Source organism: Crossiella sp. SN42 (genome assembly GCF_023897065.1).
Classification (GTDB): Bacteria; Actinomycetota; Actinomycetes; order Mycobacteriales; family Pseudonocardiaceae; genus Crossiella.
On sequence record NZ_JAMHIV010000057.1, the window covers coordinates 16,102 to 38,610 of the forward strand.

At 70.2% G+C, this 22,509-nt stretch carries 21 protein-coding genes; 19 read left to right on the forward strand and 2 right to left on the reverse strand.

The genetic code is table 11. The features are described 5' to 3' along the window. The first annotated feature begins 14 nt into the window (after positions 1 to 14). From M8C13_RS42080 to M8C13_RS42105, 6 genes are all read left to right on the forward strand, one after another. Entirely contained in the window at positions 15 to 1,211 is a 1,197-nt protein-coding gene (locus M8C13_RS42080; protein ID WP_252486441.1) for an oxygenase MpaB family protein, read from the forward strand. Between the two features lie 11 nt (positions 1,212 to 1,222). After that, entirely contained in the window at positions 1,223 to 1,651 is a 429-nt protein-coding gene (locus tag M8C13_RS42085; RefSeq protein WP_252486465.1) for a nucleoside deaminase, read from the forward strand. Positions 1,652 to 1,663: 12 nt separating this feature from the next. Next, complete coding sequence (locus M8C13_RS42090) at positions 1,664 to 2,149, forward strand: hypothetical protein (protein WP_252486442.1); 486 nt, start codon at positions 1,664 to 1,666, stop codon at positions 2,147 to 2,149. A gap of 92 nt (positions 2,150 to 2,241) precedes the next feature. After that, positions 2,242 to 3,447, forward strand: coding sequence for a hypothetical protein (locus M8C13_RS42095; RefSeq protein WP_252486443.1), 1,206 nt, complete (start codon positions 2,242 to 2,244; stop codon positions 3,445 to 3,447). After that, positions 3,444 to 4,967: a VWA domain-containing protein gene (locus M8C13_RS42100; protein ID WP_252486444.1), complete on the forward strand. Its 1,524-nt coding sequence runs from the start codon at positions 3,444 to 3,446 to the stop codon at positions 4,965 to 4,967. Before M8C13_RS42095 ends, M8C13_RS42100 begins: the two co-directional genes overlap by 4 nt. Continuing rightward, positions 4,960 to 5,718 carry a hypothetical protein gene (locus M8C13_RS42105; protein ID WP_252486445.1) on the forward strand — a complete coding sequence of 253 codons (759 nt, stop codon included), beginning with the start codon at positions 4,960 to 4,962 and terminating at the stop codon, positions 5,716 to 5,718. The genes M8C13_RS42100 and M8C13_RS42105 overlap by 8 nt, the downstream gene beginning before the upstream one ends. A 1-nt stretch (position 5,719) precedes the next feature. Here M8C13_RS42105 and M8C13_RS42110 read toward each other — a convergent pair whose 3' ends face one another. Together M8C13_RS42110 and M8C13_RS42115 are read right to left on the reverse strand one after the other, a co-directional pair. Beyond that, on the reverse strand, positions 5,720 to 6,865 hold the full coding sequence (locus M8C13_RS42110; protein ID WP_252486446.1) for an NAD(P)/FAD-dependent oxidoreductase: 1,146 nt from the start codon (positions 6,863 to 6,865) through the stop codon (positions 5,720 to 5,722). Beyond that, complete coding sequence (locus tag M8C13_RS42115) at positions 6,862 to 7,179, reverse strand: bifunctional 3-phenylpropionate/cinnamic acid dioxygenase ferredoxin subunit (protein ID WP_252486447.1); 318 nt, start codon at positions 7,177 to 7,179, stop codon at positions 6,862 to 6,864. The genes M8C13_RS42110 and M8C13_RS42115 overlap by 4 nt, the downstream gene beginning before the upstream one ends. Positions 7,180 to 7,362: 183 nt before the next feature. On the opposite strand from M8C13_RS42115, the gene M8C13_RS42120 reads away from it, so the two are divergent. The 13 genes from M8C13_RS42120 to M8C13_RS42180 all read left to right on the forward strand — a co-directional run bounded on the left by M8C13_RS42120 (position 7,363) and on the right by M8C13_RS42180 (position 22,498). Then, entirely contained in the window at positions 7,363 to 8,151 is a 789-nt protein-coding gene (locus M8C13_RS42120) for an IclR family transcriptional regulator (RefSeq protein ID WP_252486448.1), read from the forward strand. Positions 8,152 to 8,327: 176 nt separating this feature from the next. Further along, positions 8,328 to 10,763 (forward strand): FAD-dependent oxidoreductase, encoded by a 2,436-nt coding sequence (locus tag M8C13_RS42125; protein WP_252486449.1) that lies wholly within the window; start codon positions 8,328 to 8,330, stop codon positions 10,761 to 10,763. A 14-nt stretch (positions 10,764 to 10,777) separates the two neighbouring features. After that, positions 10,778 to 11,920 (forward strand): N-methyl-L-tryptophan oxidase, encoded by a 1,143-nt coding sequence (solA, locus tag M8C13_RS42130; protein WP_252486450.1) that lies wholly within the window; start codon positions 10,778 to 10,780, stop codon positions 11,918 to 11,920. Next, entirely contained in the window at positions 11,917 to 13,074 is a 1,158-nt protein-coding gene (locus tag M8C13_RS42135) for an aromatic ring-hydroxylating dioxygenase subunit alpha (protein ID WP_252486451.1), read from the forward strand. Before solA ends, M8C13_RS42135 begins: the two co-directional genes overlap by 4 nt. Positions 13,075 to 13,108: 34 nt before the next feature. Continuing rightward, positions 13,109 to 14,581, forward strand: coding sequence for an aldehyde dehydrogenase family protein (locus M8C13_RS42140; RefSeq protein ID WP_252486452.1), 1,473 nt, complete (start codon positions 13,109 to 13,111; stop codon positions 14,579 to 14,581). Positions 14,582 to 14,617: 36 nt separating this feature from the next. Beyond that, positions 14,618 to 16,147: an APC family permease gene (locus M8C13_RS42145; protein ID WP_252486453.1), complete on the forward strand. Its 1,530-nt coding sequence runs from the start codon at positions 14,618 to 14,620 to the stop codon at positions 16,145 to 16,147. Beyond that, complete coding sequence (locus tag M8C13_RS42150; protein WP_252486454.1) at positions 16,144 to 17,691, forward strand: GMC family oxidoreductase; 1,548 nt, start codon at positions 16,144 to 16,146, stop codon at positions 17,689 to 17,691. The genes M8C13_RS42145 and M8C13_RS42150 overlap by 4 nt, the downstream gene beginning before the upstream one ends. Before the next feature lie 48 nt (positions 17,692 to 17,739). Next, positions 17,740 to 18,246, forward strand: coding sequence for a DinB family protein (locus M8C13_RS42155; protein ID WP_252486455.1), 507 nt, complete (start codon positions 17,740 to 17,742; stop codon positions 18,244 to 18,246). 728 nt (positions 18,247 to 18,974) lie between these two features. Further along, complete coding sequence (locus tag M8C13_RS42160) at positions 18,975 to 19,556, forward strand: amidase domain-containing protein (protein WP_252486456.1); 582 nt, start codon at positions 18,975 to 18,977, stop codon at positions 19,554 to 19,556. A gap of 156 nt (positions 19,557 to 19,712) precedes the next feature. Then, on the forward strand, positions 19,713 to 20,279 hold the full coding sequence (locus tag M8C13_RS42165) for a hypothetical protein (protein ID WP_252486457.1): 567 nt from the start codon (positions 19,713 to 19,715) through the stop codon (positions 20,277 to 20,279). 629 nt (positions 20,280 to 20,908) lie between these two features. After that, on the forward strand, positions 20,909 to 21,523 hold the full coding sequence (locus tag M8C13_RS42170; RefSeq protein ID WP_252486458.1) for a hypothetical protein: 615 nt from the start codon (positions 20,909 to 20,911) through the stop codon (positions 21,521 to 21,523). Next, on the forward strand, positions 21,523 to 21,729 hold the full coding sequence (locus tag M8C13_RS42175) for a hypothetical protein (protein ID WP_252486459.1): 207 nt from the start codon (positions 21,523 to 21,525) through the stop codon (positions 21,727 to 21,729). Before M8C13_RS42170 ends, M8C13_RS42175 begins: the two co-directional genes overlap by 1 nt. A 22-nt stretch (positions 21,730 to 21,751) precedes the next feature. Beyond that, complete coding sequence (locus M8C13_RS42180; protein WP_252486460.1) at positions 21,752 to 22,498, forward strand: ABC transporter permease; 747 nt, start codon at positions 21,752 to 21,754, stop codon at positions 22,496 to 22,498. Positions 22,499 to 22,509 lie beyond the last annotated feature (11 nt).

Below are 22,509 nucleotides of genomic sequence, written 5' to 3' on the forward strand. Positions count from 1 at the left end.
GCGAGGAGCCTGGCATGACGACGGTCAGTCTGGACCACACCGCCGCGTTGACCAACAGCGCGTTCCGGACCACCGCCGCCCGCCGCGGACACTCCGCGCGCACCCCGAGTGCGGAGCGGCTGGCCCACCTGCGACACCGAGCCACCACCGTCGACGCCCTCGGCGACGGCCTGGTCGCGATGATGCACCGGCTCAAGGGTGAGGGCCGCGAGCTGTTCACCCGGGCCTGCCAGGACGGCATCGACTCGATCGAGAACCCGCCGGAGGAGCTGGTCGCGTTCTTCCGCGCGGTGGAGCGCACCCCCGCCTGGGTGGACCAGCAGCGACTGCGCCGCGGCGCGGAGGCGATCAGCCGCGGCGGCAAGCTGGCCGCGTTCACCCTGTGCGATGTCTACCTGGTGGTCGGCTTCCACTCCTTACGGGTGTGCAAGACGCTGACCTCCACCGGCCAGACCGGCAAGGCCACCAGCCGCCGGGTGCTCAACACCGCCAGCTGGTGGCTGGACGTGAGCACCCCGGGCAGCCTGGTCCGCGGTGGCGTCGGCTACGCGGCCGCGCTGCGGGTCCGCCTGGTGCACGCGCACATCCGCGACGTGCTGCTGCGCCGCGGCGACTGGGACCTGGCCGCCTGGGACCAGCCGCTCAACGACGCCCAGGCCAACCAGCTCACCCTGATGTTCTCCCTGGGCGTCATGGAAGCCACCCAGGTCCTCGGTATTCGTTACACCGCACAGGAACGCGCCGACATCCTGCACCTGTGGCGCTACGTCGGCTGGCTGGTCGGCATCCAGGAGGACATGCTCCCCGCGGACGAAGCCGAAGCCTGGCAACACCTCTGGGAACAGGCCGCCACCGAGCTGATCCCGGACGAGGACTCCCGCACCCTGGCCGCCGACCTGCGCGCGGCCTACCAGCGCCCCCGCCCCGACCAGAGCGCCCTGCGTGCCCGCTGGGCCGAACGCGTGCACACCGCGATCAGCCGGATCGTGATCGGCCCGGCCAGCGCCGACTCCCTCGGCATGCCCGACGACCCGACCGCTCGCGCGCTGGTCCGGGTGGCGGGCGCGCTGAACACCCTGGCCGAGCTGACCTACCGGCGCATCCCGGCCTTCCGCACCGCGCAGGCCGTGCACGGCCACGCCGCCCGCAAGGCCTACGTCGAGGTGCTCCGCGCCGCCCACGGCGACGGCGCTGGTGGCGGCAAGCCGTGACCCCGCAGGAGATGCTGGCGGTCGCGGTCGAGGAGGCCCGCGCCGGCCTGGCCGAGGGCGGCATCCCGATCGGGGCCGCCCTCTTCGGCGCGGACGGCACCCTGCTCGGCCGCGGCCACAACCGCCGCGTCCAGGACGGCGACGCCTCCACCCACGGCGAGACCGCCGCCTTCCGCAACGCCGGCCGCCAGTCCAGCTACCGCGGCACCACCATGGTCACCACACTGTCCCCGTGCTGGTACTGCTCAGGCCTGATCCGCCAGTTCGGCATCAGCAACCTGGTGGTCGGCGAGTCCCGCACCTTCACCGGTCAGCACGAGTGGCTGGCCGGGCACGGGGTGCGGGTGATGCTGCTGGACGATCCGGAGTGCGTGGCGCTGATGACGGAGTTCATCGCGGCGAACCCGGAGCTGTGGCACGAGGACATCGGGGTGGACTAGCAAGGGGGTCGCGTGCCGGGGACGGATGGTCCGGTGCCGCTGTTCACCGGCCGGGCAACAGTGCTGTCGGAGTACGGGTTCTTCCTGATCGCCGCCGAGGAGCGCGAGCTCCCGGCACCTGACGACGACGCCTTCTGCTCCCCGCTCAAGGTGTGCCACCCGATGCGGGACGCCGTGTACTTCCTCAGCTATCCGTCGATGCAGGAGGTCTGCTGCACCGTCGAGTCGTGGTCGGCCGCGCCACCGATGGACGACGGCGAGGAGCCGTACGACGAACAAGTCGAGGTCGACGTCCTGTTGACCGGAGAACAGTGTTCGGTCACCGGGTTCGAGGACTACCTCACCTCGATCCCGGTCGCCGTTCCCGGAAGGCAGCGCATGCGGGTCCGGGTGTCGGGGCGCGCGGCCTCGAAACGGCTGTACCAGTCGGATCCCCGGACGAACACCGACGGTCTCGAACGCTGGCGGATCCAGTTCTGGCCCTCGCCCGCCGTCTGAAGTTCCCAACACCTCTGGCAGTTGACGCGTAACGTTCGGCCCCGGCTTCGCGACGCACTGCCGGGACTGTCGAATCCCTGGGGGAGTTCGTGGTGGCGAACCAGACAACGACCGACGACCCGGCCCTGCGCATTGTCGATCCACCCCGCTCGGCCTTCCGCAGGCGCCGGTTCCTGCTGCCCTTCTGGGCGGCCGCGCTGATCGCCCTTTCGGGCACCGTCTCGCTGGTGGTCTCCGGCACGATCACGCTGCCGTTCAACCGGACGGTGGTGCTGGAGGGCAAGCTCGCCTCCAAGTCGGAGTTCTTCGCCGACGAACAGGTCCGGCGGATCCTGATGCGGCACGGCATCCAGGTGCACCTGACCAAGGCCGGTTCGCGGGACATCGCCAACAACGACGTCAGCGCCTACGACTTCGTCTTCCCCTCCGGCCAGCCCGCGGCCAAGATCATCCGCGACCAGCGGCAGCGGGACCGGCAGTACTTCAAGGTGTACAAGCCGTTCTTCAGCCCGCTGGTGCTGGCGACCTTCCGCAACTACGCCGAGGGCCTGGCCACCCGCAAGGCCGCGAGCAAACAGGACAGTGCGGACGGCAAGCAGGACTACTACTACAACCTGGTCATGCCGGAGTTCGTCCGGCTGATGGACTCCGGCACCAGCTGGCGGGAGCTCGGACCGGCCAACGGCAACCGGGTGCTCGCGCAGAGCTCGGATGTGTGCTGGTCCAACTCGGCCGGGGTCTACCTCGGCCTGATCGCCTTCGTGGCCAACAACAACCAGGTGCCGGTGACCGAGGCCGAGGCGCTGCGGCTGGCCGACCGGATCAAACCTTGGCTGACCAGCCAGGGCCTGGCCAACGAGGAGGTCGCCCGGCTGTACTTCGCCCCTGAGGGCCGAGGGCTGGCCCCGGTGGCGGTGATCTACGAGCACCAGTTCCTGGCCCACCAGCTGCGGGTCAAGGAGCAGACCGGTCAGCCGGACCACCAGCGGGTGCTGCTCTACCCGGAGGCGCAGCTGCAGACCGTGCCCGAGCTGATCGCGCTCACCGCGGGCGGCGCCCGGCTCGGCGACCTGATCACCACCCACCCCGAACTGCGCGCCCGCGCGCTGGCGCTGGGCCTGCGGGTGCTCGAACCCGACGGCACCCTGGCCACCGGGCAGCTCTCGGAGCTGTTGCACCGCAACGGGTTGCCGGTGCCGCAGACCGGGATCGGCGACACCGAGACCTTCCTGCCCTCGGTCCCGCTGCTGGAGAAGATGATCACCAGGGTGGGCGAGTGCCCCGAGGTGCCCCGATGAGACGCCTGGCCGCCGGCGCGCTCGTGCTGGCGCTGGCCGCCGCGTGCACCGGGAGCCCGCCGGAGCCGGTGCGGCTGTCCGTGCTGGCCAGCTCGGAGCTGGCCGACCTGGCCCCGGTGCTGGCGGAGCTGAAGCGGGACACCGGGATCGAGCTGGCCATGGACCACCGGGGCACGGTCGAGGCCAGCAAGGCGCTCAACCCCGGCGAGTACCGGCACGACCTGGCCTGGCTGTCCTCCGACCGCTACTTCCAGCTGCGCACCCGCAAGGCCGGTCAGCCCGGCCCGGCCCCGATCAGCACCCGCACCATGCTCTCCCCGCTGGTGGTCGGCGTCAAAGCGAGCAAAGCCAAGCAGTTGCGGGCGAGCGTGCCCGGCGGGCAGCCGACCTGGGCCGACCTGGCCGCCAAGGCCGCCGCCGGTGAGCTCACCTTCGGCATGGCCGATCCGCACGTCACCGGCAGCGGCCTGTCCGCGCTGATCGGGGTGGCCACCGCGGCCGCGGGCACCGGGGTCTCGCTGCGGCCGGAGGACGTGGCCTGCGACAAGCTGCGCGGCTTCTTCACCGGCCAGGCCTTCACCGCGAACAGCACCACCGGCCTGGCCGCGGAGTACGTCAAACGCCAGGACCAGGTCGACGCGCTGGTCAACCACGAGTCGGTGCTGCTGTCCCTGCAAGCCGGCGGACAGCTCAGGGAACCACTGGAGATCCTCTACCCGCGAGACGGCATCGTCCTGTCGGACTACCCGCTGCTGTTGCTGGACAACGGCAAACGCGCCGCCTACGACAAGGTGGCCGAATGGCTGCGGTCCGAACGCGCGCAGCGGATGATCATGGAGCGGACCGCGCGGCGGCCGATCGACCCCGCGCTGCCGCGCACCGAGGCGCTGCGCCCGGAGATCGGCAACTCGCTGTACTTCCCGGACCGGCAGGAGGTGGTGGACACCCTGCTCGCCGCCTACGACCGGGCCACCTCCGGCGCGGGCAGGCAGGTGGTGTTCGTGCTGGACTTCTCCGCCTCCATGGCGGGCAGCCGGATCGAGGAGCTGCGGGCGGCGTTCCGGGAGCTCAGCGGCGCGGGCGGGTTCGACCGCTTCCACCGCGGCGAGACCATCACCGTGCTCCGCTTCGCCGGGCAGGTGCTGGAGGAGCAGACGGTCACCGTCTCCGGCCCCGGCGACCTGGACCCGGTCAACCGCGTGCTGGCCACCGGCGGGCTGGGCAAGGGCACCGCGATCTGGTCCGCGCTGGCCCAGGCCTACCGCACGGTCAAGGGCCCGGCCTCGATCGTGCTGATGACCGACGGCGAGAACAACACCGGCATCGGCCTTGACCAGTTCCTGCGCGAGCGGGAAACCCTGCCGGCCGAGGCGAAATCGGCGCCCACGTTCGCGATCCGCTTCGGCTCGGCCGACCCGGCGGAGCTGACCAAGGCGGCGCGGGCCACCGGCGGCCGCCTGGTCGAGGCCGCCCAGACCTCGCTGCTCGCGGCGGTGAAGGAGATCCGTGGCTGTGGATAACGAGCTCTGGTGGTCGGTCTGGGGTTTCTGGGCCGTGGTCTGGCTGGTCACCGCGCTGGCCGTGCTCACCATGCTGGTCACCCTGGTGCTGGCGGTGCGCGCGAACCGCCGCCCCGCGGTCTTCCCCGACCTGGCCTTCTACCTGCACGAGAAGTCGGTGATGAACCTCTACCTCTCCGGCGGCTACGGCGACGCGCTGCGCCGGGAGGTGCAGGAGAAGGTGGACACCGCCAAGTCCCGCTGGTTCGGCCTCAAGGTCTTCCGCGCCGGCGCGGGCGCGGGCCACAGCGCCGGCCGCGAGGTGGTCGTCCGCTACATCGCGCAGAACCAGCCCATCGCGGTCATCGGCGACGTGCTCCGCGCCCTGGAGTCCGCCGACGGCGTCGTGCACGTGGACCTGCGCCGCCGCACCATCCGCCGCAACCCCGCGCTGACCAAGGCCCTGGCCAGCCTCGACCCCGACACCAGCCCCGAGCACGCGCAGCTGCGCCACCTGGACCGCTACGTCTCCATCCGCGGCCAGTTCCGCCTGCTCAACCGCACCGGCGCGCCCGCGACCTTCCAAGCCGCCTACGGCACCCCGGAGTCCCCGGCGACCACCGCCACCATCCGCCTGGACTGCCACCCCGACGACCTGCGCTACGACCAGGTCCCCGACGGCTGGTTCCAGGCCCGCTGCCTCGGCAAGGTCCAGTCCTGGCAACACGACACCCAGGAGCTGGTCGTGCTGCCGATCGCGATCTTCCAGTAGCTCAGACCGCGGCCAGCGCGCGCCGGATGCGGGTGAACGGCTTGGCGCGGTTGAGGGCGAGGGCGGCCACGGTCTGGCCCTCGCGTTCGTAGACGGCCAGGAAGCTGCGCGAGTCCGGTTCGCCCTCGGCGATGCGGACCTGGTCACCCGGCCGGGTGTGCCCGGCGAACTGGATGCGCACCCCGTACTGGTCGGACCAGAAGTACGGCGCGCTGCGCCCGGTGTGCACGGTCCGCCCGGCCAACAGGTTGGCCACCGCGACGGTGGGCTGTTCGGCGGCGTTGGTCCAGTGCTCGACCCGGCGGCCGGCCAGGTTGGCCACGTCGCCGACCGCGACCACGTTGGGCAGCCTGGTCACCCCGCCCGCGTCGCAGCTGACGCCGTTGTCCAGGGGCAGCCCGGAACCGTGCAGCCAGCCGGTGTTGGGCCGCACGCCGATGCCGACCACCACCACGTCGGCGGGCAGGCGGCGGCCGTCGGCCAGCGCCACCCCGGTGACCCGGCCCGGCCCGAGCAGGCCGGCCACGCCGACCCCACAGAGCAGCCGGACGCCGTGGTCGGCGTGCAGGCCGAGGCAGTGCGCGGCCATCTCCTGGCCGAGCACCGGGGCCAGCGGCAGGGACGCGGCTTCCACGATGGTCACGTGCAGGCCGAGCGCGGCGCAGCTGGCCGCGACCTCCGCGCCAATGAAGCCCGCGCCGACCACCACCACCCTCGGCGAGCCCTCGACCAGGTCGGCGCGCAGCGCGACGGCGTCGTCCAGGGTGCGCAGCACGTGCACCCCGGCCAGGAACTCCGCGCCGGGCAGGCTGCGCGGGGTCGCGCCGGTGGCGATCACCGCGCCGTCGCAGCGCAGCCGCCTGCCATCGGCCAGCTCCAGCGCGCCCAGGCCGGGGGAGAGGTGGCTGACGGTCTGGCCGAGCAGCCATTCGGCGTCCAACTCGGCCAGCTCGGACTCCTCGGCCAGCGCGAGGTCGTCCGGGCCGATGGTGCCGAGCAGGAAGTTCTTCGACAGCGGCGGCCGGTCGTAGGGCCGGTGGGCTTCCGCGCCGATGATGGTGAGCCGGCCCTGGAAACCCTGGTCCCGCAACGCCCGCGCGGCCGACAGGCCGGCCAGCGCGGCGCCGATGACCGCCACGGATCTCATGCGACGCCCTGCTCGGCCGGTCTGTGCAGGTAGATCACCCCGTCCGCGACGCTGACCCGGTGCGTGCGCACCGGCTTCTTCGCGGGCAGGCAGGTCGGGCGGCCGGTGCGCAGGTCGAAGCTGGCCGCGTGCAGCGGGCACTCCACGAAGCAGCCCTCCAGGTAGCCCTCGGCGAGGCTGGCGTCCTGGTGGGAGCAGGTGTCGTCGATGGCGTACAGCTCGCCGTCGACGTTGAACACGGCGACCGGCACATCGGCCAGCAGCCGCACGGCCTCTCCTGGTGGCAGGTCGTCGAGGCGGCAGACGGCGATCATCACGCCCTCCATGGCGGGGTAACGGAGTGGGAGTTGTTGCGTAGTGCGCGACGCGATGTGCTATGCGCAACAGCGTCCGTCCCGGTGCCCGGTCCCGTCAAGAGGTGAAACCGGCGAAATGTGTTGCCAACGCGTTGCGCGTTTGGACGGCGGCCGTTCGGCAGAGTGGTTACCGTGGGGTTCATGCCCAGCGATTGCGACCGCGAACCCCGTGCCGCCGGTTCGGTGCAGTCCGTCGACCGGGCGGTGAGCGTGCTGGAGATCCTGGCCAGGGACGGCGAGGTCGGGGTCACCGAGATCGCCGCTGAGCTGGGCGTGCACAAGTCCACCGCCTTCCGGCTGCTCGGCGTGCTGGAGGACCGGGGACTGGTCGCGCAGACCGAGGACCGCGGCAAGTACCACCTGGGCCTGGGCATCATCCGGCTGGCCGGGGCCACCGCGGCCCGGCTGGACATCACCCAGCAGAGCCGCCAGGTGTGCGCGGAGCTGGCGCAGGAGGTGGGCGAGACGGTCAACGTGGCCATCTCCGACCTGGAGGCCGCGGCCGCGGTCAACGTCACCCAGGCCCGCGGCACCGCGGCGGTGAGCAGCCAGAACTGGGTCGGCAGGCGCACCCCGCTGCACGCCACCTCCAGCGGCAAGGTGCTGCTGGCGCACATGCGCCCTGACGAGGTGCGCCGGGTGCTGGGCCGCCGCCTGGAGGGCTTCACCGACCACACCATCACCTCCACCCGCAGGCTCCGCGAGGAGCTGGTCGTGGTCGCGCAACGCGGCTTCGCCTCCTGTGTCGAGGAGCTGGAGATCGGGCTCAACGCCCTCGCCGCCCCGATCCGGTCCTACGAGGGCGCGGTGATCGCCGCGATCAGCATCTCCGGCCCGTCCTATCGACTCACCGAAGAGCGCCTGCCGGAAGTCGCCGAACAGGTGGTGGCCGCCGGCGCCGAGGTGTCCAGGCGGATGGGCTGGGCCTGAGCCCGGATCCCTTGTCGTAACAGCGAGTTCACCTGCCTGGGCACCGCTGCGCCATCAGCGGGATCCGGTCTTGACAAGGCTGCCCGCACGGCCGCACCGTGTTTCGCATCGCACAACCGGGTGCGCCATACGCAACTCCATCCACCACCCCGCCACCGGGCGGAGAGGAGTCGGCCGTGCAGCCGAACGTGGTCGTCATCGGGGCCGGGATCGTCGGCTGCGCCCTCGCGGACGAGCTGACCGAGCGGGGCTGGACCTCGGTGACCGTGCTGGAGCAGGGACCGCTGTTCGCCGCGGGCGGCTCCAGCTCGCACGCCCCGGGCCTGGTGTTCCAGACCAACCCGTCGAAGACGATGACCGCCTTCGCCGCCTACACCGTGCGCAAGTACGACCAGCTGACCCTGGACGACCGCTGGTGCTTCCGCAAGGTCGGCGGCCTGGAGGTCGCCACCACCCCGCAGCGCTGGACCGACCTGCACCGCAAGCACGGCTGGGCCACCTCCTGGGGTGTGGCAGCCAGGCTGCTGGATGCGGCCGAATGCCTGAAGTTGTGGCCGATGCTGAACCCGGACCTGGTGCTCGGCGGCCTGCACGTGCCCGAGGACGGCCTGGCCAGCGCCCTGCGCGCCGGGGAGGCCCAGGCCAACCGGGCGATCGCCCGGGGCGCGCGGTTCCTGGCTCACCACCAGGTTCTGGACATCCTCACCACCGGCGACCGGGTGAGCGGCGTGCGCACTGATCAAGGCGACTTCCCGGCCGACATCGTGGTCTGCGCCGCCGGGTTCTGGGGCCCGAAGATCGGCGCGCTCGTGGGTCTCACCGTGCCGCTGCTTCCGTTGGCGCACCAGTACGTCCGCACCAGCACCTTGCCCGAGCTGGGGACCATCGACCCCGCGCTGGAGGCGGTCCGGCCGATCCTGCGCCACCAGGACCGCGACCTGTACTTCCGCGAGCACACCGACCACCTCGGCATCGGCTCCTACGCGCACCGCCCCATGCCGGTGAGCCTGGACGAACTGCCCGGAGCCGAAGACTCGGCGATGCCGTCCATGCTGGCCTTCACCAAGGAGGACTTCGACCCCGCCTGGGCCGACGCGACTGACCTGCTGCCCGCGCTCGGTCAGTCCACAGTGGACGAAGGTTTCAACGGAATCTTCTCCTTCACCCCGGACGGCTTCCCGCTGATCGGCGAACACCGCGAGGTCAAGGGATTCTGGACCGCCGAGGCGGTCTGGGTGACCCACTCCGCCGGCGTCGCCCGCGCGCTGGCCCAGTGGCTGGTGGACGGCAGGTCCGAGCTGGACCTGCACGAGTGCGACCTGCACCGCTTCGAGGAGGTCCAGCTCAGCCCGGAGTTCGTGCAGGCCCGCGGCGCGCAGAACTTCGTCGAGGTCTACGACGTGCTGCACCCCTTGCAGCCCATGGCATACCCGCGCCCCATGCGCACCAGCCCGTTCTACCCCAGGCAACAGGAGCTGGGCGCGTACTTCCTGGAGGCCGCGGCCTGGGAACGCCCGCACTGGTACGAGGCCAACGCCCACCTCGCCGAAGGCATCGAGCTGCCCGAGCGCGATGACTGGACCGCCCGCTACTGGTCGCCGATCGCCGCCGCCGAGGCCAGGCACACCCGCGAACGCGTGGCCCTCTACGACATGACCCCGTTGAAACGACTGGAGGTCAGCGGCCCCGGCGCGCTGGATCTGTTGCAGCGCCTGACCACCAACCAGCTGGACAAGAAGCCCGGCGCGGTCACCTACACCCTGCTGCTGGACCACACCGGCGGCGTGCGCAGCGACCTCACCGTGGCCCGCCTCGGCCCGGACCACTTCCAGGTCGGCGCCAACGGCAACCTGGACCTGGACTGGCTGCTCCGCCAGAACACCGACCCGGCCACCCACATCCGGGACATCACCGGCGGCACTTGCTGCATCGGCCTGTGGGGTCCTTTGGCTCGCGATCTGCTCCAGCCACTGGTCCCGGAGAACCTGGCGCACAAGGCTTTCGGCTACTTCCGGGCCAAGCGCATCCACGTCGGCCTGATCCCGGTCACCGCCATGCGACTGTCCTATGTGGGCGAACTGGGCTGGGAGCTCTACACCAGCGCCGAGCTCGGCCTCCGGCTATGGGACGAGCTCTGGCAGGCAGGCCAGCAACACGGCGTGATCGCCGCCGGGCGCAGCGCCTTCAACAGCCTGCGCCTGGAGAAGGGCTACCGCGCCTGGGGCACCGACATGACCGACGAGCACAACCCCTACGAGTCCGGCCTCGGCTTCGCCGTCCGGATGGACAAGGGCGAGTTCCTCGGCCGCGACGCCCTGGCCAAGCTTGACCCGGACAACCCGGCCCGACGCCTGTCCTGCCTCACCCTGGACGACCGCAGCACCAACGTCCTGGGCAAGGAACCCGTGTTCCACCAAGGAAAACCGGTCGGCTACGTCACCTCGGCCGCCTACGGGTACACAGTGGACAGACCCATCGCCTACGCCTGGCTACCCGCCGAGGCCGCCACCCCCGGCACCGCGGTGCAGATCGAGTACTTCGGCCGCAAGCTCAACGCCACCGTGGCCGCCGAACCGCTGTTCGACCCCGAGATGGCCCGCATCCGCCGCTGAAGGAGACCAGCCCGATGTACGACGTGATCGTGATCGGCCTCGGCGGCATGGGCAGCGCCGCCGCCAGCCACCTGGCCGCCCGCGGCAGCCGGGTGCTCGGCCTGGACCGCTTCGGACCCGCCCACCACAACGGATCCAGCCACGGCGGCTCCCGGATCATCCGCCAGTCCTACTTCGAGGACCCGGCCTACGTGCCGCTGCTGCTGCGCTCCTACGAGCTCTTCGACCGGCTCACCGCCGACTCCGGCCGCGACGTGCTCACCGTCACCGGCGGCGTGATGATCGGCCGCCCGGACAGCCTCACCGTCAAGGGCAGCCGGCTGTCGGCGGAAACCTGGGACCTGCCGCACGAGATGCTGGACGCGCTGGAGATCCGCCGCCGCTTCCCGACCATGACCCCGGTCGAGGACGAGATCGCGCTCTACGAAACGAAAGCCGGGTTCGTCCGCCCGGAAGCCACCGTCACCGCCCACCTCGAACTGGCCGGCAAGGCCGGTGCGCACCTGCGCTACCACGAACCCGTGCTGGACTGGACCAGCGACGGCAACGGCGTCCGCGTGCGCACCGGAGCGGGGGAGTACCGCGCGGAGAAACTGGTGATCTGCCCAGGAGCCTGGGCACCCGAGCTGCTCGCCGACCTCGGCATCCCGTTCGTGATCGAACGCCAGGTGCAGTACTGGTTCGCCCCCACCGGCGGCACCGGCCCCTTCCAGCCCGAGGTGCACCCCATCTACATCTGGGAGGCCGCCGACGGCGTGCAGGCCTACGGCTTCCCCGCCAGCGACGGCCCGGAGGACGGGGCCAAGGTCGCCTTCTTCCGCGGCGGCCAGACCTGCACCCCCGACACCATCGACCGCACCGTGCACCCGCACGAGGTCGAGGCCATGCGCGCGCAGATGTTGCCGCGCATCCCCAGCCTGCCCGGCAGGTTCCTGCGCGCGGCCACCTGCATGTACACCAACACCGCCGACGAGCACTTCGTGATCGCCACCCACCCCGCGCACGAGCGGGTCACCGTGGCCTGCGGGTTCTCCGGGCACGGCTTCAAGTTCGTGCCCGTGGTGGGCGAGATCCTCGCCGACCTCGCGCTCACCGGCGCCACCGCGCACCCCATCGACCTGTTCCGCCCCGAACGGCTCTCCGAGGTGACCCCGTGACCGCAACCGGTCTGCCCCCGAGCCTGCTGGCCACCCTGCCCGGCAGCGCCTACACCGACCCCGAGGTCTTCACCGCCGAGCAGCAGCACCTGTTCGAGGCCATGTGGTTCTGCGCCGTGCGGCTGTCCGATCTGGACGGTCCGGGAGCCTACCGCACCGTCCAGATCGGACGGGAGAGCGTCATCCTCACCCGCAACCGCGCCGGACAGCCGCGCGCCTTTCTCAACATCTGCCGCCACCGCGGCGCGCGGATCTGTACCCAGGACAGCGGTGCGGTCAAACGCAACTTCCAATGTTCCTATCACGCCTGGACCTACGACCTGGACGGCAAGCTCATCGCCGCGCCCAACCTGACCAAGATGCCCGACCTGGACCGCGTCGAGTACGGCCTGGTCACCGCGCACGTCAAGGAATGGCTGGGCTACCTCTGGGTCTGCCTCGCACCGGAACCGCCGTCCTTCGCCGACACCGTGCAGCAGGTGGTCACCGAACGCCTCGGTTCCCTGGCAGCCATCGACTCCTACACCATCGGCCAGTTGACGGTGGGCCGCCGCATCGTCTACGACGTGCGCGCCAACTGGAAGCTGATCGTGGAGAACTTCATGGAGTGCTACCACTGCGCCACGATCCACCCCGAGCTCACCGAGGTGCTGCCCGAGTTCGCCGACGGCTACGCCGCCCAGTACTACGTCGGCCACGGGGCCGAGTTCGGACCGGATATCCAGGGCTTCACCGTCGACGGCAGCCCCGGCTTCGAACCCCTGCCCGGCCTGCGCGAGGACCAGGACCGGCGCTACTACGCGATCACCGTGAAACCGCAGGTCTTCATCAACCTGGTGCCCGACCACATCATCTTCCACCGCATGTTCCCGCTGGCCCCCGACCGCACCGTGGTGGAGTGCGACTGGCTCTACACCAACGAGGTGGTGGCCACGGGCAAGGACGTCTCCCGCTCGGTCGAGCTGTTCCACCGGGTGAACGAGCAGGATTTCCAGGCCTGCGAGCGGACACAACCTGCCATGTCCTCCCGCGCCTACCGAGATGGTGGTGTACTCGTACCCAGCGAACATCACATCGGTGCGTTTCACCAGTGGGTTCAGGAGGCAACGGGCAGGTTCGTGCCCACTTCGGGGTGCGCGAAACCGGAAGATTGAATTAGATAGCGGCCAGACATACCTAGGAGGTTGTATGGCCGAGCTGTTCATCGGCGGCAGATGGCTGGCGGCACAGGAGGGCGGCCAGCGGGAGATCCGCTGCCCCGCGGACGGTTCGGTCGTGGCCACCGTGGCCGAGGCGACCCGCGTGGACACCGAGGCGGCGATCGCGGCCGCGCGCACCGCCTTCGACACCGGCCCCTGGCCGCGCACCCCCGCGGCCGAACGCGGGCGGCTGCTGCTCCGGGTGGCCGAACTGTTGCAGCGGGACAAGGTCGCGCTGGCCCGCGCCGAGGCCATGGACACCGGAAAGCGCTTGGTCGAAGCCGAGTACGACATCGACGACGTGACCGCCTGCTTCCGCTACTACGCCTCGATCGCGGCCACCGACGCCGGCCGGGTGGTCGACACCGGCAACCCGGAGGCCACCAGCAAGGTGGTCTACGAGCCGGTCGGCGTGTGCGGGCTGATCACCCCGTGGAACTACCCGCTGCTGCAGACCGCGTGGAAGGTCGCCCCGGCGCTGGCCGCGGGCAACACCTTTGTGCTCAAGCCCAGCGAGCTGACTCCCAGCAGCGCGATCATCCTGATGCGCCTGCTGGTGGAGGCCGGACTGCCGCACGGCGCGGGCAACCTGGTCCTCGGCGCGGGCCCCGAAGCCGGTGCGCCGCTGTCCGAGCACCCCGACGTCGACCTGGTCTCCTTCACCGGCGGCCTGTCCACCGGGCAGCGGATCATGACCTCCGCCGCGGGCACGGTGAAGAAGATCGCCCTGGAGCTGGGCGGCAAGAACCCCAACATCGTCTTCGCCGACGCCGACTTCGACACCGCGCTGGACTACGCGCTCACCGCGGTCTTCCTGCACTCCGGCCAGGTCTGCTCCGCCGGAGCGCGCCTGATCATCCAGCAGGAGTGGCACGACCGGTTCGTGGACGCGCTGGTCGAGCGCGCGCAGAAGATCCGCCTCGGCGGGCCCTTCGACGAGCGCGCCGAGACCGGTCCGCTGATCTCGGCCGCGCACCGGGAGAAGGTCGAGGCCTACGTGGCCGCCGGGATCGCCGAGGGCGCGGTGCTGCGCTGCGGCGGCAAGCGGCCCGAGGACCCCGCGCTGGCCGACGGGTTCTACTACCCACCGACCATTTTGGACGGTTGCCGGTCCGGGATGACCGTGCTGCGCGAGGAGTCCTTCGGCCCGGTCCTCACGGTGGAGACCTTCACCGACGAGGAGGACGCGATCCGGATCGGCAACGACACCGACTACGGCCTGGCCGGCGCGGTGTGGACGGGCGACGCGGGCCGGGCCGAGCGGGTGGCCGGGCGGTTGCGGCACGGCACCATCTGGATCAACGACTACCACCCGTACCTGCCCCAGGCGGAATGGGGTGGTTTCAAGCGGTCCGGCATCGGCCGTGAGCTAGGCCCGAGCGGGCTCAACGAGTACCGCGAGGCCAAGCACATCTGGCACAACCTTCGGCCGGCGCCGCAGAAGTGGTTCTCCGGCGAGTGACCCTGCCCTTGCACCCCACCACGCTCGGAGGTTGCCATGACGACCGTCCGCTCGGACGACGCTGAGCTCCAGGAGTTCGGCTACCGCCAGGAACTGAAGAGGACCCTCGGAAACTTCCACACCTTCGCCGCCGGGATCAGCTACATCTCCATCCTCACCGGCACTTTCCAACTGTTCTACCTCGGCTTCGCCCAGGGCGGCCCGGCCTACTGGTGGTCCTGGCCGATGGTCTTCGCCGGCCAGCTCATGGTCGCGCTCTGCTTCGCCGAGCTCGCCGCCCGCTACCCGATCGCGGGCTCGATCTACAACTGGGCCAAACGGCTCAGCAACCCGCACGTGTCCTGGCTGGCCGGCTGGCTGATGCTGGCCGCCTCCGCCACCACGGTCGCCGCGACCGCGCTGGCGCTGCAGATCACGCTGCCGCAGATCTGGGACGGCTTCCAGCTGGTGCCGGACAACCCGACCAACGCGGTGATCCTGGCCAGCATCCTGATCGTGTTCACCACCGTGATCAACGCCTGCGGGGTCAAGCTGATGGCCCGGATCAACAGCGCGGGCGTGCTGATCGAGCTGATCGCGGCGGTGATCATGGTGGTGGTGCTGGCCGCCTTCGCCGTGCGCGGACCCTCGGTGGTGCTGGAGACCCACGGCACCGGCGAGGGCAACCCGCTCGGCTACATGGGCGCGTTCCTGGCCGCCTCGCTGGCCTCGCTGTACGTGATGTACGGCTTCGACACCGCGGCCTCCCTCGGCGAGGAGTCCAAGGACCCCTGCCGCAACGCGCCCAAGTCCATCCTGCGCGCGGTGACCGCCTCCTTCGTCATCGGCGGCCTGCTGCTGCTGTTCGCGCTGATGGCGGTGCGCGACATCAACGCGCCGGAACTGGGCACGATCGGCCTGCAGTACATCGTGCTGGACGTGCTCGGCCCGGTGGTCGGCAAGATCTTCCTGGTATCCGTGGCCATCGCGATCGTGGTGTGCGTGCTCGCGGTGCACACCGCGGCGATCCGGATGATGTTCGCCATGGCCAGGGACAACAACCTGCCCGGCGGCGCGAAGCTGGCCAAGGTCAGCGCCCGGTTCCAGACCCCGGTGCTGCCCGCGCTGCTCATCGGCGCCTTCGGCATCGCCTTCCTGATGATCAACATCGGTCAGCCGCAGATCTTCTCGGTGGTCACCAGCATCGCGATCATCCTGATCTACCTGGCCTACCTGCTCGTCACCGTGCCGCTGCTGATCGCCAGGTTCCGCGGTCGCTGGCCACTGTCCACAGTGGAGGGTGCGGAGTCCCGATTCGGGCTCGGCAAGTGGGGTCTGCCGGTCAACATCGTGGCCGTGCTGTGGGGCGCGGCCATGGTGGTCAACCTGCTGTGGCCACGGCAGGCGATCTACAACCCGAGCCCGCCGTTCCACTGGTACCTGCAGTGGGGCGCGGTCCTGTTCGTGGGCGCCGTCACGATCATCGGCTTCGCGTACTACTGGTTCGTCCAGCGCCACCGCAGCGGTGTGCTGGCCGACCACGCGCACACGCCTGCCGAGGCGGCCCCGATGCCGGAGGTGCGTTGATGGAGGAGTTCGACTACGTGGTCGCCGGCGGCGGCACAGCGGGCGCGGTGGTCGCCGCGCGGCTGTCGGAGGACCCGGACGTGCGGGTCTGCCTGCTGGAGGCCGGACCGTCCGATGTGGACGATCAGGCGATCCTGCGGCTGGACAAGTGGATGGCGCTGCTGGAGTCCGGCTACGACTGGGACTACCCGGTCGAACCCCAGGCCACCGGCAACTCCTTCCTCCGGCACGCCCGCGCCCGCGTGCTCGGCGGCTGCTCCTCGCACAACTCCTGCATCGCTTTCTGGGCGCCCGCTGAGGATCTGGACGAGTGGGCCTCGATGGGCTGCACCGGCTGGAGCGCGGCCGAGGTCTTCCCGCTGTACCAACGGCTGGAGACCAACGACGCGCCCGGCGAGCACCACGGCCGCTCCGGCCCGGTCAACATCATGACCGTGCCCGGCGAGGATCCCTGCGGCGCGGCGCTGCTGGAAGCCTGTGCGCAGCAAGGCATTCCGACCACCCCGTTCAACAGCGGCACCACCGTGGTCAACGGCGCCAACTGGTTCCAGATCAACGCCACCAAGGAAGGCGTGCGCTCCTCCTCCTCGGTGTCCTACCTGCACCCGATCATCGGGCAGCGGCCGAACCTGGAGATCCGCACCGGGGTCCGGGTCAAGCGGCTGCTCATCGACGAGCACAAGCGGTGCACCGGGGTGGAGTACCTGGCCGCGGACCTGCACCACAGCCTGGAAGTGCGGGCCAGGCGGGAGGTGGTGGTCAGCTGCGGCTCGATCGACACCCCGAAGCTGCTCATGCTCTCCGGCATCGGCCCGGCACAACACCTGCGCCAGCACGGGATCGACGTCGTGGTCGACTCGCCCGGTGTGGGGGAGAACCTGCAGGACCACCCCGAGGGCGTGATCCAGTGGCAGGCCAAGCAGCCCATGTCGCGCAAGTCCACCCAGTGGTGGGAGATCGGCATCTTCACCACCACCCAGGAGGGCCTGGACCGCCCGGACCTGATGTTCCACTACGGTTCGGTGCCCTTCGACCTGAACACCCTGCGGCACGGCTACCCGACCACGGAGAACGGCTTCTGCCTGACCCCGAACGTCACCCGCAGCCGCTCGCTGGGCACGGTCCGGTTGCGCAGCAGGGACTACCGGGACAAGCCCATGGTCGACCCGCGCTACTTCAGCCACCCGCACGACGAGCGGGTGATGACCCACGGCCTGCGGCTGGCCCGCAAGATCGTCGCCCAGCCCGCGATGGCGGAGTGGGCCGGTCCCGAACTGTTCCCCGGCCCGGAGGCCACCACCGACGAGGAGCTGCTGGACTACATCCGCCGCACCCACAACACCGTCTACCACCCCTCCAGCACCGTCCGGATGGGCGCGCCCGGCGACGCCCAGGCCCCGCTCGACCCGCAGCTGCGGGTCAAGGGGATCGACGGCCTGCGGGTGGCCGACGGCTCGGTGATGCCGTTCCTGGTCACCGTGAACCCGTGCATCACCACCATGATGATCGGCGAGAAGTGCGCCGACCTGATCAAGGCGAGCTGACCGGATAACCGGCGGCGCCTGCCAGCGCCGCCGGTTACCCTGCCCGCCATGATCACCGAACGCCCCGAGCCGCCCTACCGGGGCAGCGAACGCGAGACCCTGCGCGTCTACCTGGACTTCCACCGCGCCACCCTGGCCATGAAGTGCGCGGGCCTGTCCACCGAAGACCTGCGCCGCCAGTCCTCACCGCCCTCCACGCTGTCCCTGCTCGGCCTGGTCCGGCACATGGCCGAGGTCGAGCGCACCTGGTTCCGCCGGGTGATCAACGCCGAGGACATCCCGCTGGTCTGGTCGGACAGCTTCGACTTCCAGGCCGCCTACGACGCCACGAACTGCACCCGCGAGCAGGCATTCGCCGCCTGGGAGGCCGAGGTCGAGCACTCCCGGCGGATCGAGCTGGCGGCGGAGTCGCTGGAGGTGACCGGCTACCAGCCGCGCTGGGGCGAGCACGTCTCGCTGCGGCTGGTGATGCTGCACCTGATCCACGAGTACGCCCGGCACAACGGTCACGCCGACCTCCTACGCGAGGGCATCGACGGCGTCACCGGGGCGTGAACCAGACACGCACATCCCGTGATCTCGGCGGCGCTTCGTCATCACCCGCCAACTCTCCGTCTTGTTGCTGGGCGGAGAAGGGGGAAACAAATTCAATAAGGGGGGACTATGTTCCTACGGGAACGTCCATGGCGGCATGCGCTGGTTCTGGTGCTTGCCGCTGGTTCTATTGTCGGCTCCGCAGGCTCTGCGGTAGCCTTGGCCAGCGATGTCGAGAAGGACCGTTCGCGGATTCAGCGACTGCTGACGGACTATCTCACTGATCGGGCGAACCGGGTCACGGAAAGCAGTACTCTCGCGGTGCCAGCCGACCCTGTAAAACTGACTTCGGTAGCGGTCAGCCGGGGCCTTGCTGGCAAGTTCGCAGCTGAGGCTGCCGAGTTGGACGCTCGGCGTGACAGATATTCTGATCTTGGTGGCGCTTCAAATACGCCGAAGTGCAAGTCCGCGACGTTTTTGTTGATCACCGGGGCGCAGCGGCTGGTGTCGCACTGGTCGAGCAGACCCGGCTGCACTATCGGAATCCCAGCAGCGACCAGGCTCCCCAGTACCTGGACTACACGCTGAGCCACAAATTCTCCCTCGTTCGCAACGGTGCCATGTGGGTGCTGGACGCCGACTCCGTCCAGTTGCCCAGCGGACCGCTCTCGCCGTTCACCTACGTGGCGCAGAGCAGGGCCACACCGTTGGCGTAGCGGTCGGCCGCACCAGCCATCACCGATCAGTCGATGGGTCTGTGGAACCACTCCACCTCGGCTGCGCCGCCGACGGGTCGAGCTAAACTGGGATACGACTACACGGCCATGGTGAACTACGCTCGCCAGTGGGCGTACGCCAGGAACCCGCAGTATCCGAATTTCAACAACGACTGTGCGAATTTCGTGTCTCAGGCGTTGCGTGCCGGCGGCTGGGAGATCGTGCTCGACGCGTCCTCGGGATATCCGGCGAGAGATCCCAAGAATTGGTATCACTATCAAGTCCAGGCCATCCATCACTGGAGCCGTACGTGGTCCATCTCGCATGAGTTCTACTTCTTTGCTCGCGACGAATCGCGCCGGGCGACTCCTTTGCGCTACTTCGAGGAGCTGTCGATCGGTGATATCCTCCAGGCTGACTGGAATACTGCAGAAGGAGAACCTGCTCCCGACGGTCACCTTGACCACACGATGATGGTCAGCCGAAAGGATGGCACATCGCCGAATCAGATCCTGCTGACATATCACACCGAAGACCGATTCGATCATCCACTCGCCCTGGTGCTGGCTGCCGCACCGCTGAGCCGGGCGAACTATTACGGCCTCCGAACGTGAGCATTACCGGTACCGTGTCTCACGAGGCATCATGACGTTCTAGGACAGGTGGTCATGTCGTTTACCCGGGTCGGGATCGCACTTGCTTCCGTCGTCGCGTTGGCGGCTTGCACGAGCCCCGACCCGGGGAGCGTGACCCGTACGACCGTACGCGCCATGTCCGAATCGGCTGCCGTTCGGCCGTCCACCTCCGCCCCGTGGCCCACGGCTGTTGTTGACGTGCGGCCGGTGCCGGACTCTGCTCGTGCCGAGTGGTTGGAGGCCCGGCTCCGCACCGTGCTCGAACCCATGGTCCGGGTGCAGAAGCTGGCCTCGGCCGTGCAGCGGGCAGGCGGCTCGATGAATTACCAGGTTGCTGCTCTGGTGGGCGACGCCGAGAGTGGATTCGGTTCGGTAGCAGTGTATTTTGCCGCGCCGCCGTTCACCCGCGGCACGCCGGGCTGTCCGCCACCGGACGAGCGCACGTGCCGGATCCTTGATCACCCCGAGGGTGCGGTGGCGCTCGCTGACCGCAGCGCACCCGGCGCGGATCCGGCCGGCCTGACCATCTCGGCTGAACGGTTCAACGCCGAGTCCTACCTCGTGGCCAGCGTTCGGGCCACCGATCGCGCCGACTCCACCCGAGCCGTCTTCTGGCACGGCGGCAAGCCCATGGGCCGAGTGCCGCTGACCGCGGATCAGGTCGTCGATCTGGTGACCCGGCCCGAATTCCGGCCGAGCTAGATGTATTGCGCGCCAACAGGGCCCGGCCACCGCTGGCCCAGCAGTGGCCCTCACTTGTAACGGGCAGCACAGTCCCGGTCACCCGGGCGGCGGTTTCCGGCGCCCGCGTGAGCCCGAAAGCGACGGTCCGGTCTCGCGCCGCTTTCCCCATGGCCCGGACACAGGCCTCATGGCTCGATCGCCGCGGCAGCATCGCCAAGGTGGTCTGGACACCGACCCGCGGCGCAAGCGATTTCGGGCATACCTGAAAGGCTTCTGCCGCCGCGATGGCGCTGACCAGACTCATCCCGTTGAGGTTTTCCCCATCGGAGGTCGAGTTGACTTCTCGTCTTGCCCGCACTGACCTGGCGCTCGCGGCCGCGGCCACCCTGACCGCCGGCCTGGCCACCCCCGCCTCGGCGGCCCCCGCGCCCAAGCCCTTCCCGGACTGCTCCGTCGGCTGGGCCTGCGGTCGGTCGGCGGCTACTGACCCAGCCGAGGAGTCGCGCGTGGCAGGCGCCCGGAGCTTGTCACGCGCAGCACTCAGGACAACACTCCTCCAGGCTCAAAGATGACGGTCCGATCTCGTCGCGCTTTCCCTATGACCCGACCCCGGGCTCCCCGGCCGATAACGCGGTAACACTGGAGCCGTGCCCACACCCACGCCGCCCGTCCCGCGCCCCGGCCGCCGTCCCGGCCCGCGCGCCTTCGTGGCGGTGTTGTGCGCACTCCTGCTCGCCGGCTGCGCCGGGCTCACCGAACTGGTCAAACTTGGTGGCAGACTGGAACAAGCCGGTCTGGCGCAGGTCTCCACCCAGCACTCCAGCGACAACGGCCTGGTCCGGCTGCGCGTCCAGGCGCAGCTGAAGGACCCCAGGGCCGATGCCGAAGCGGCCGGGCAGAGCGCGGCCAAGGTGGTGTGGGACACCTACCCGCGGCGGGTCGACGAGCTCGAGATCGCCCTCAACGGCCGGCTGGTCCTGCGCGCCAGCCACGCCGAGCTGACCGACCGGCTCGGCGAGCGCAACCCCCAGCTCGAGGAGACCACCGGAGACGGCGACCTCGGGTTCTGGCTGCCGGTCGTGCTCATCCTGCTCGCGGTGCTGCTCGCCGGCGGGCTGACCGGTTTGTTGCTGTGGCTGCGCCACCGGCGTCAGCGCCGGGCCGCCGTGGCGGCGCAGCGACCACCTCCTTGTCCATCCGCGGTGGCCTGGCCGCCGTACCAGGGACCGCCACCCCCGTCCGGAAGGGGACGCACCCACTGATGTACGTCTACCTGTTGTGGCACACCAGTCATCTCGGTGGCCGGGACGAGAAGCTGCTGGGCGTCTACGCGACCCGCACCGAGGCCGAGGCGCGTGTGCGGCGCTCCCGCGCGCTACCCGGCTTCCGGGAGGAGCCCAACGGCTTCCACATCGCCGAGTACCGGGTCAACGCCGACCAGTGGGCGGAGGGCTTCCTCACCGTCTGAGCCGGCGGGGCACACTCCGCTGGTGCGTGTTGACCTTGGGCCGTCACTTGCGGTCGTGCTGTTGCTGCTGGCCGTGTTCGCCGCCGCCGTGGTCCGCCTCGGCGGGCTCGGCCCAGCCCGCCCGGTGCTCACCGCCGCCGCCCGCGCGGTGCTCCAGCTGACGCTGATCTCGTTGGTGCTGCTGGGTGTGCTGCGCTCGGCCGGATGGACCGCGGTGTTCATCACGCTGATGTGCGCGGTCGCCGTGCTCACCGCCGCCCGCCGGGTCAGCTCACCGCGGGACAGCGGCTGGCTCGCCCTGGCGATCGCTGGCGGCGCGCTCCCGGTGCTGCTGCTGTTGACCGCCAGCGGGGTGGTGCCCCTCGCACCGGTCGCGGTGCTGCCGGTGGCGGGCATCCTCATCGGCGGCGCGATGACCGCCACCAGCCTGGCCGGTCGCCGCGCGCTGGACGAGTGGCACGCCCGGCACGGCGAGTACGAAGGCGCACTGGCCCTGGGCCTGTCCCACCGGGACGCGGTGCTGGAACTGTGCCGCCCCACCGCGGGCCAGGCCCTGGTGCCCGCCCTGGACCAGACCCGCACCGTCGGGCTGGTCACCCTGCCCGGCGCCTTCGTCGGCATGCTGCTCGGCGGCGCCACCCCGCTGGCCGCCGGTGCCACCCAACTGGTTGTGCTCATCGGACTACTGGCGGTGCAAGCGGTCGCGGTGCTGGTCACCGTGGAGCTGATCGCCCGGGGTCGCATCGGCGGCCCCCGCAGGAGAGGTTAGGCTTTCCTAAG

Bases quoted from the DNA above. Each gene is read 5' to 3' on its own strand.
- M8C13_RS42080 (WP_252486441.1), top strand. From the start codon at position 15: ATGACGACGGTCAGTCTGGACCACACCGCCGCGTTGACCAACAGCGCG.
- M8C13_RS42085 (WP_252486465.1), top strand. From the start codon at position 1,223: ATGCTGGCGGTCGCGGTCGAGGAGGCCCGCGCCGGCCTGGCCGAGGGC.
- M8C13_RS42100 (WP_252486444.1), top strand. From the start codon at position 3,444: ATGAGACGCCTGGCCGCCGGCGCGCTCGTGCTGGCGCTGGCCGCCGCG.
- M8C13_RS42110 (WP_252486446.1), bottom strand. From the start codon at position 6,865: ATGAGATCCGTGGCGGTCATCGGCGCCGCGCTGGCCGGCCTGTCGGCC.
- M8C13_RS42115 (WP_252486447.1), bottom strand. From the start codon at position 7,179: ATGATCGCCGTCTGCCGCCTCGACGACCTGCCACCAGGAGAGGCCGTG.
- M8C13_RS42120 (WP_252486448.1), top strand. From the start codon at position 7,363: ATGCCCAGCGATTGCGACCGCGAACCCCGTGCCGCCGGTTCGGTGCAG.
- solA (WP_252486450.1), top strand. From the start codon at position 10,778: ATGTACGACGTGATCGTGATCGGCCTCGGCGGCATGGGCAGCGCCGCC.
- M8C13_RS42140 (WP_252486452.1), top strand. From the start codon at position 13,109: ATGGCCGAGCTGTTCATCGGCGGCAGATGGCTGGCGGCACAGGAGGGC.
- M8C13_RS42145 (WP_252486453.1), top strand. From the start codon at position 14,618: ATGACGACCGTCCGCTCGGACGACGCTGAGCTCCAGGAGTTCGGCTAC.
- M8C13_RS42155 (WP_252486455.1), top strand. From the start codon at position 17,740: ATGATCACCGAACGCCCCGAGCCGCCCTACCGGGGCAGCGAACGCGAG.
- M8C13_RS42160 (WP_252486456.1), top strand. From the start codon at position 18,975: ATGGGTCTGTGGAACCACTCCACCTCGGCTGCGCCGCCGACGGGTCGA.
- M8C13_RS42165 (WP_252486457.1), top strand. From the start codon at position 19,713: ATGTCCGAATCGGCTGCCGTTCGGCCGTCCACCTCCGCCCCGTGGCCC.
- M8C13_RS42175 (WP_252486459.1), top strand. From the start codon at position 21,523: ATGTACGTCTACCTGTTGTGGCACACCAGTCATCTCGGTGGCCGGGAC.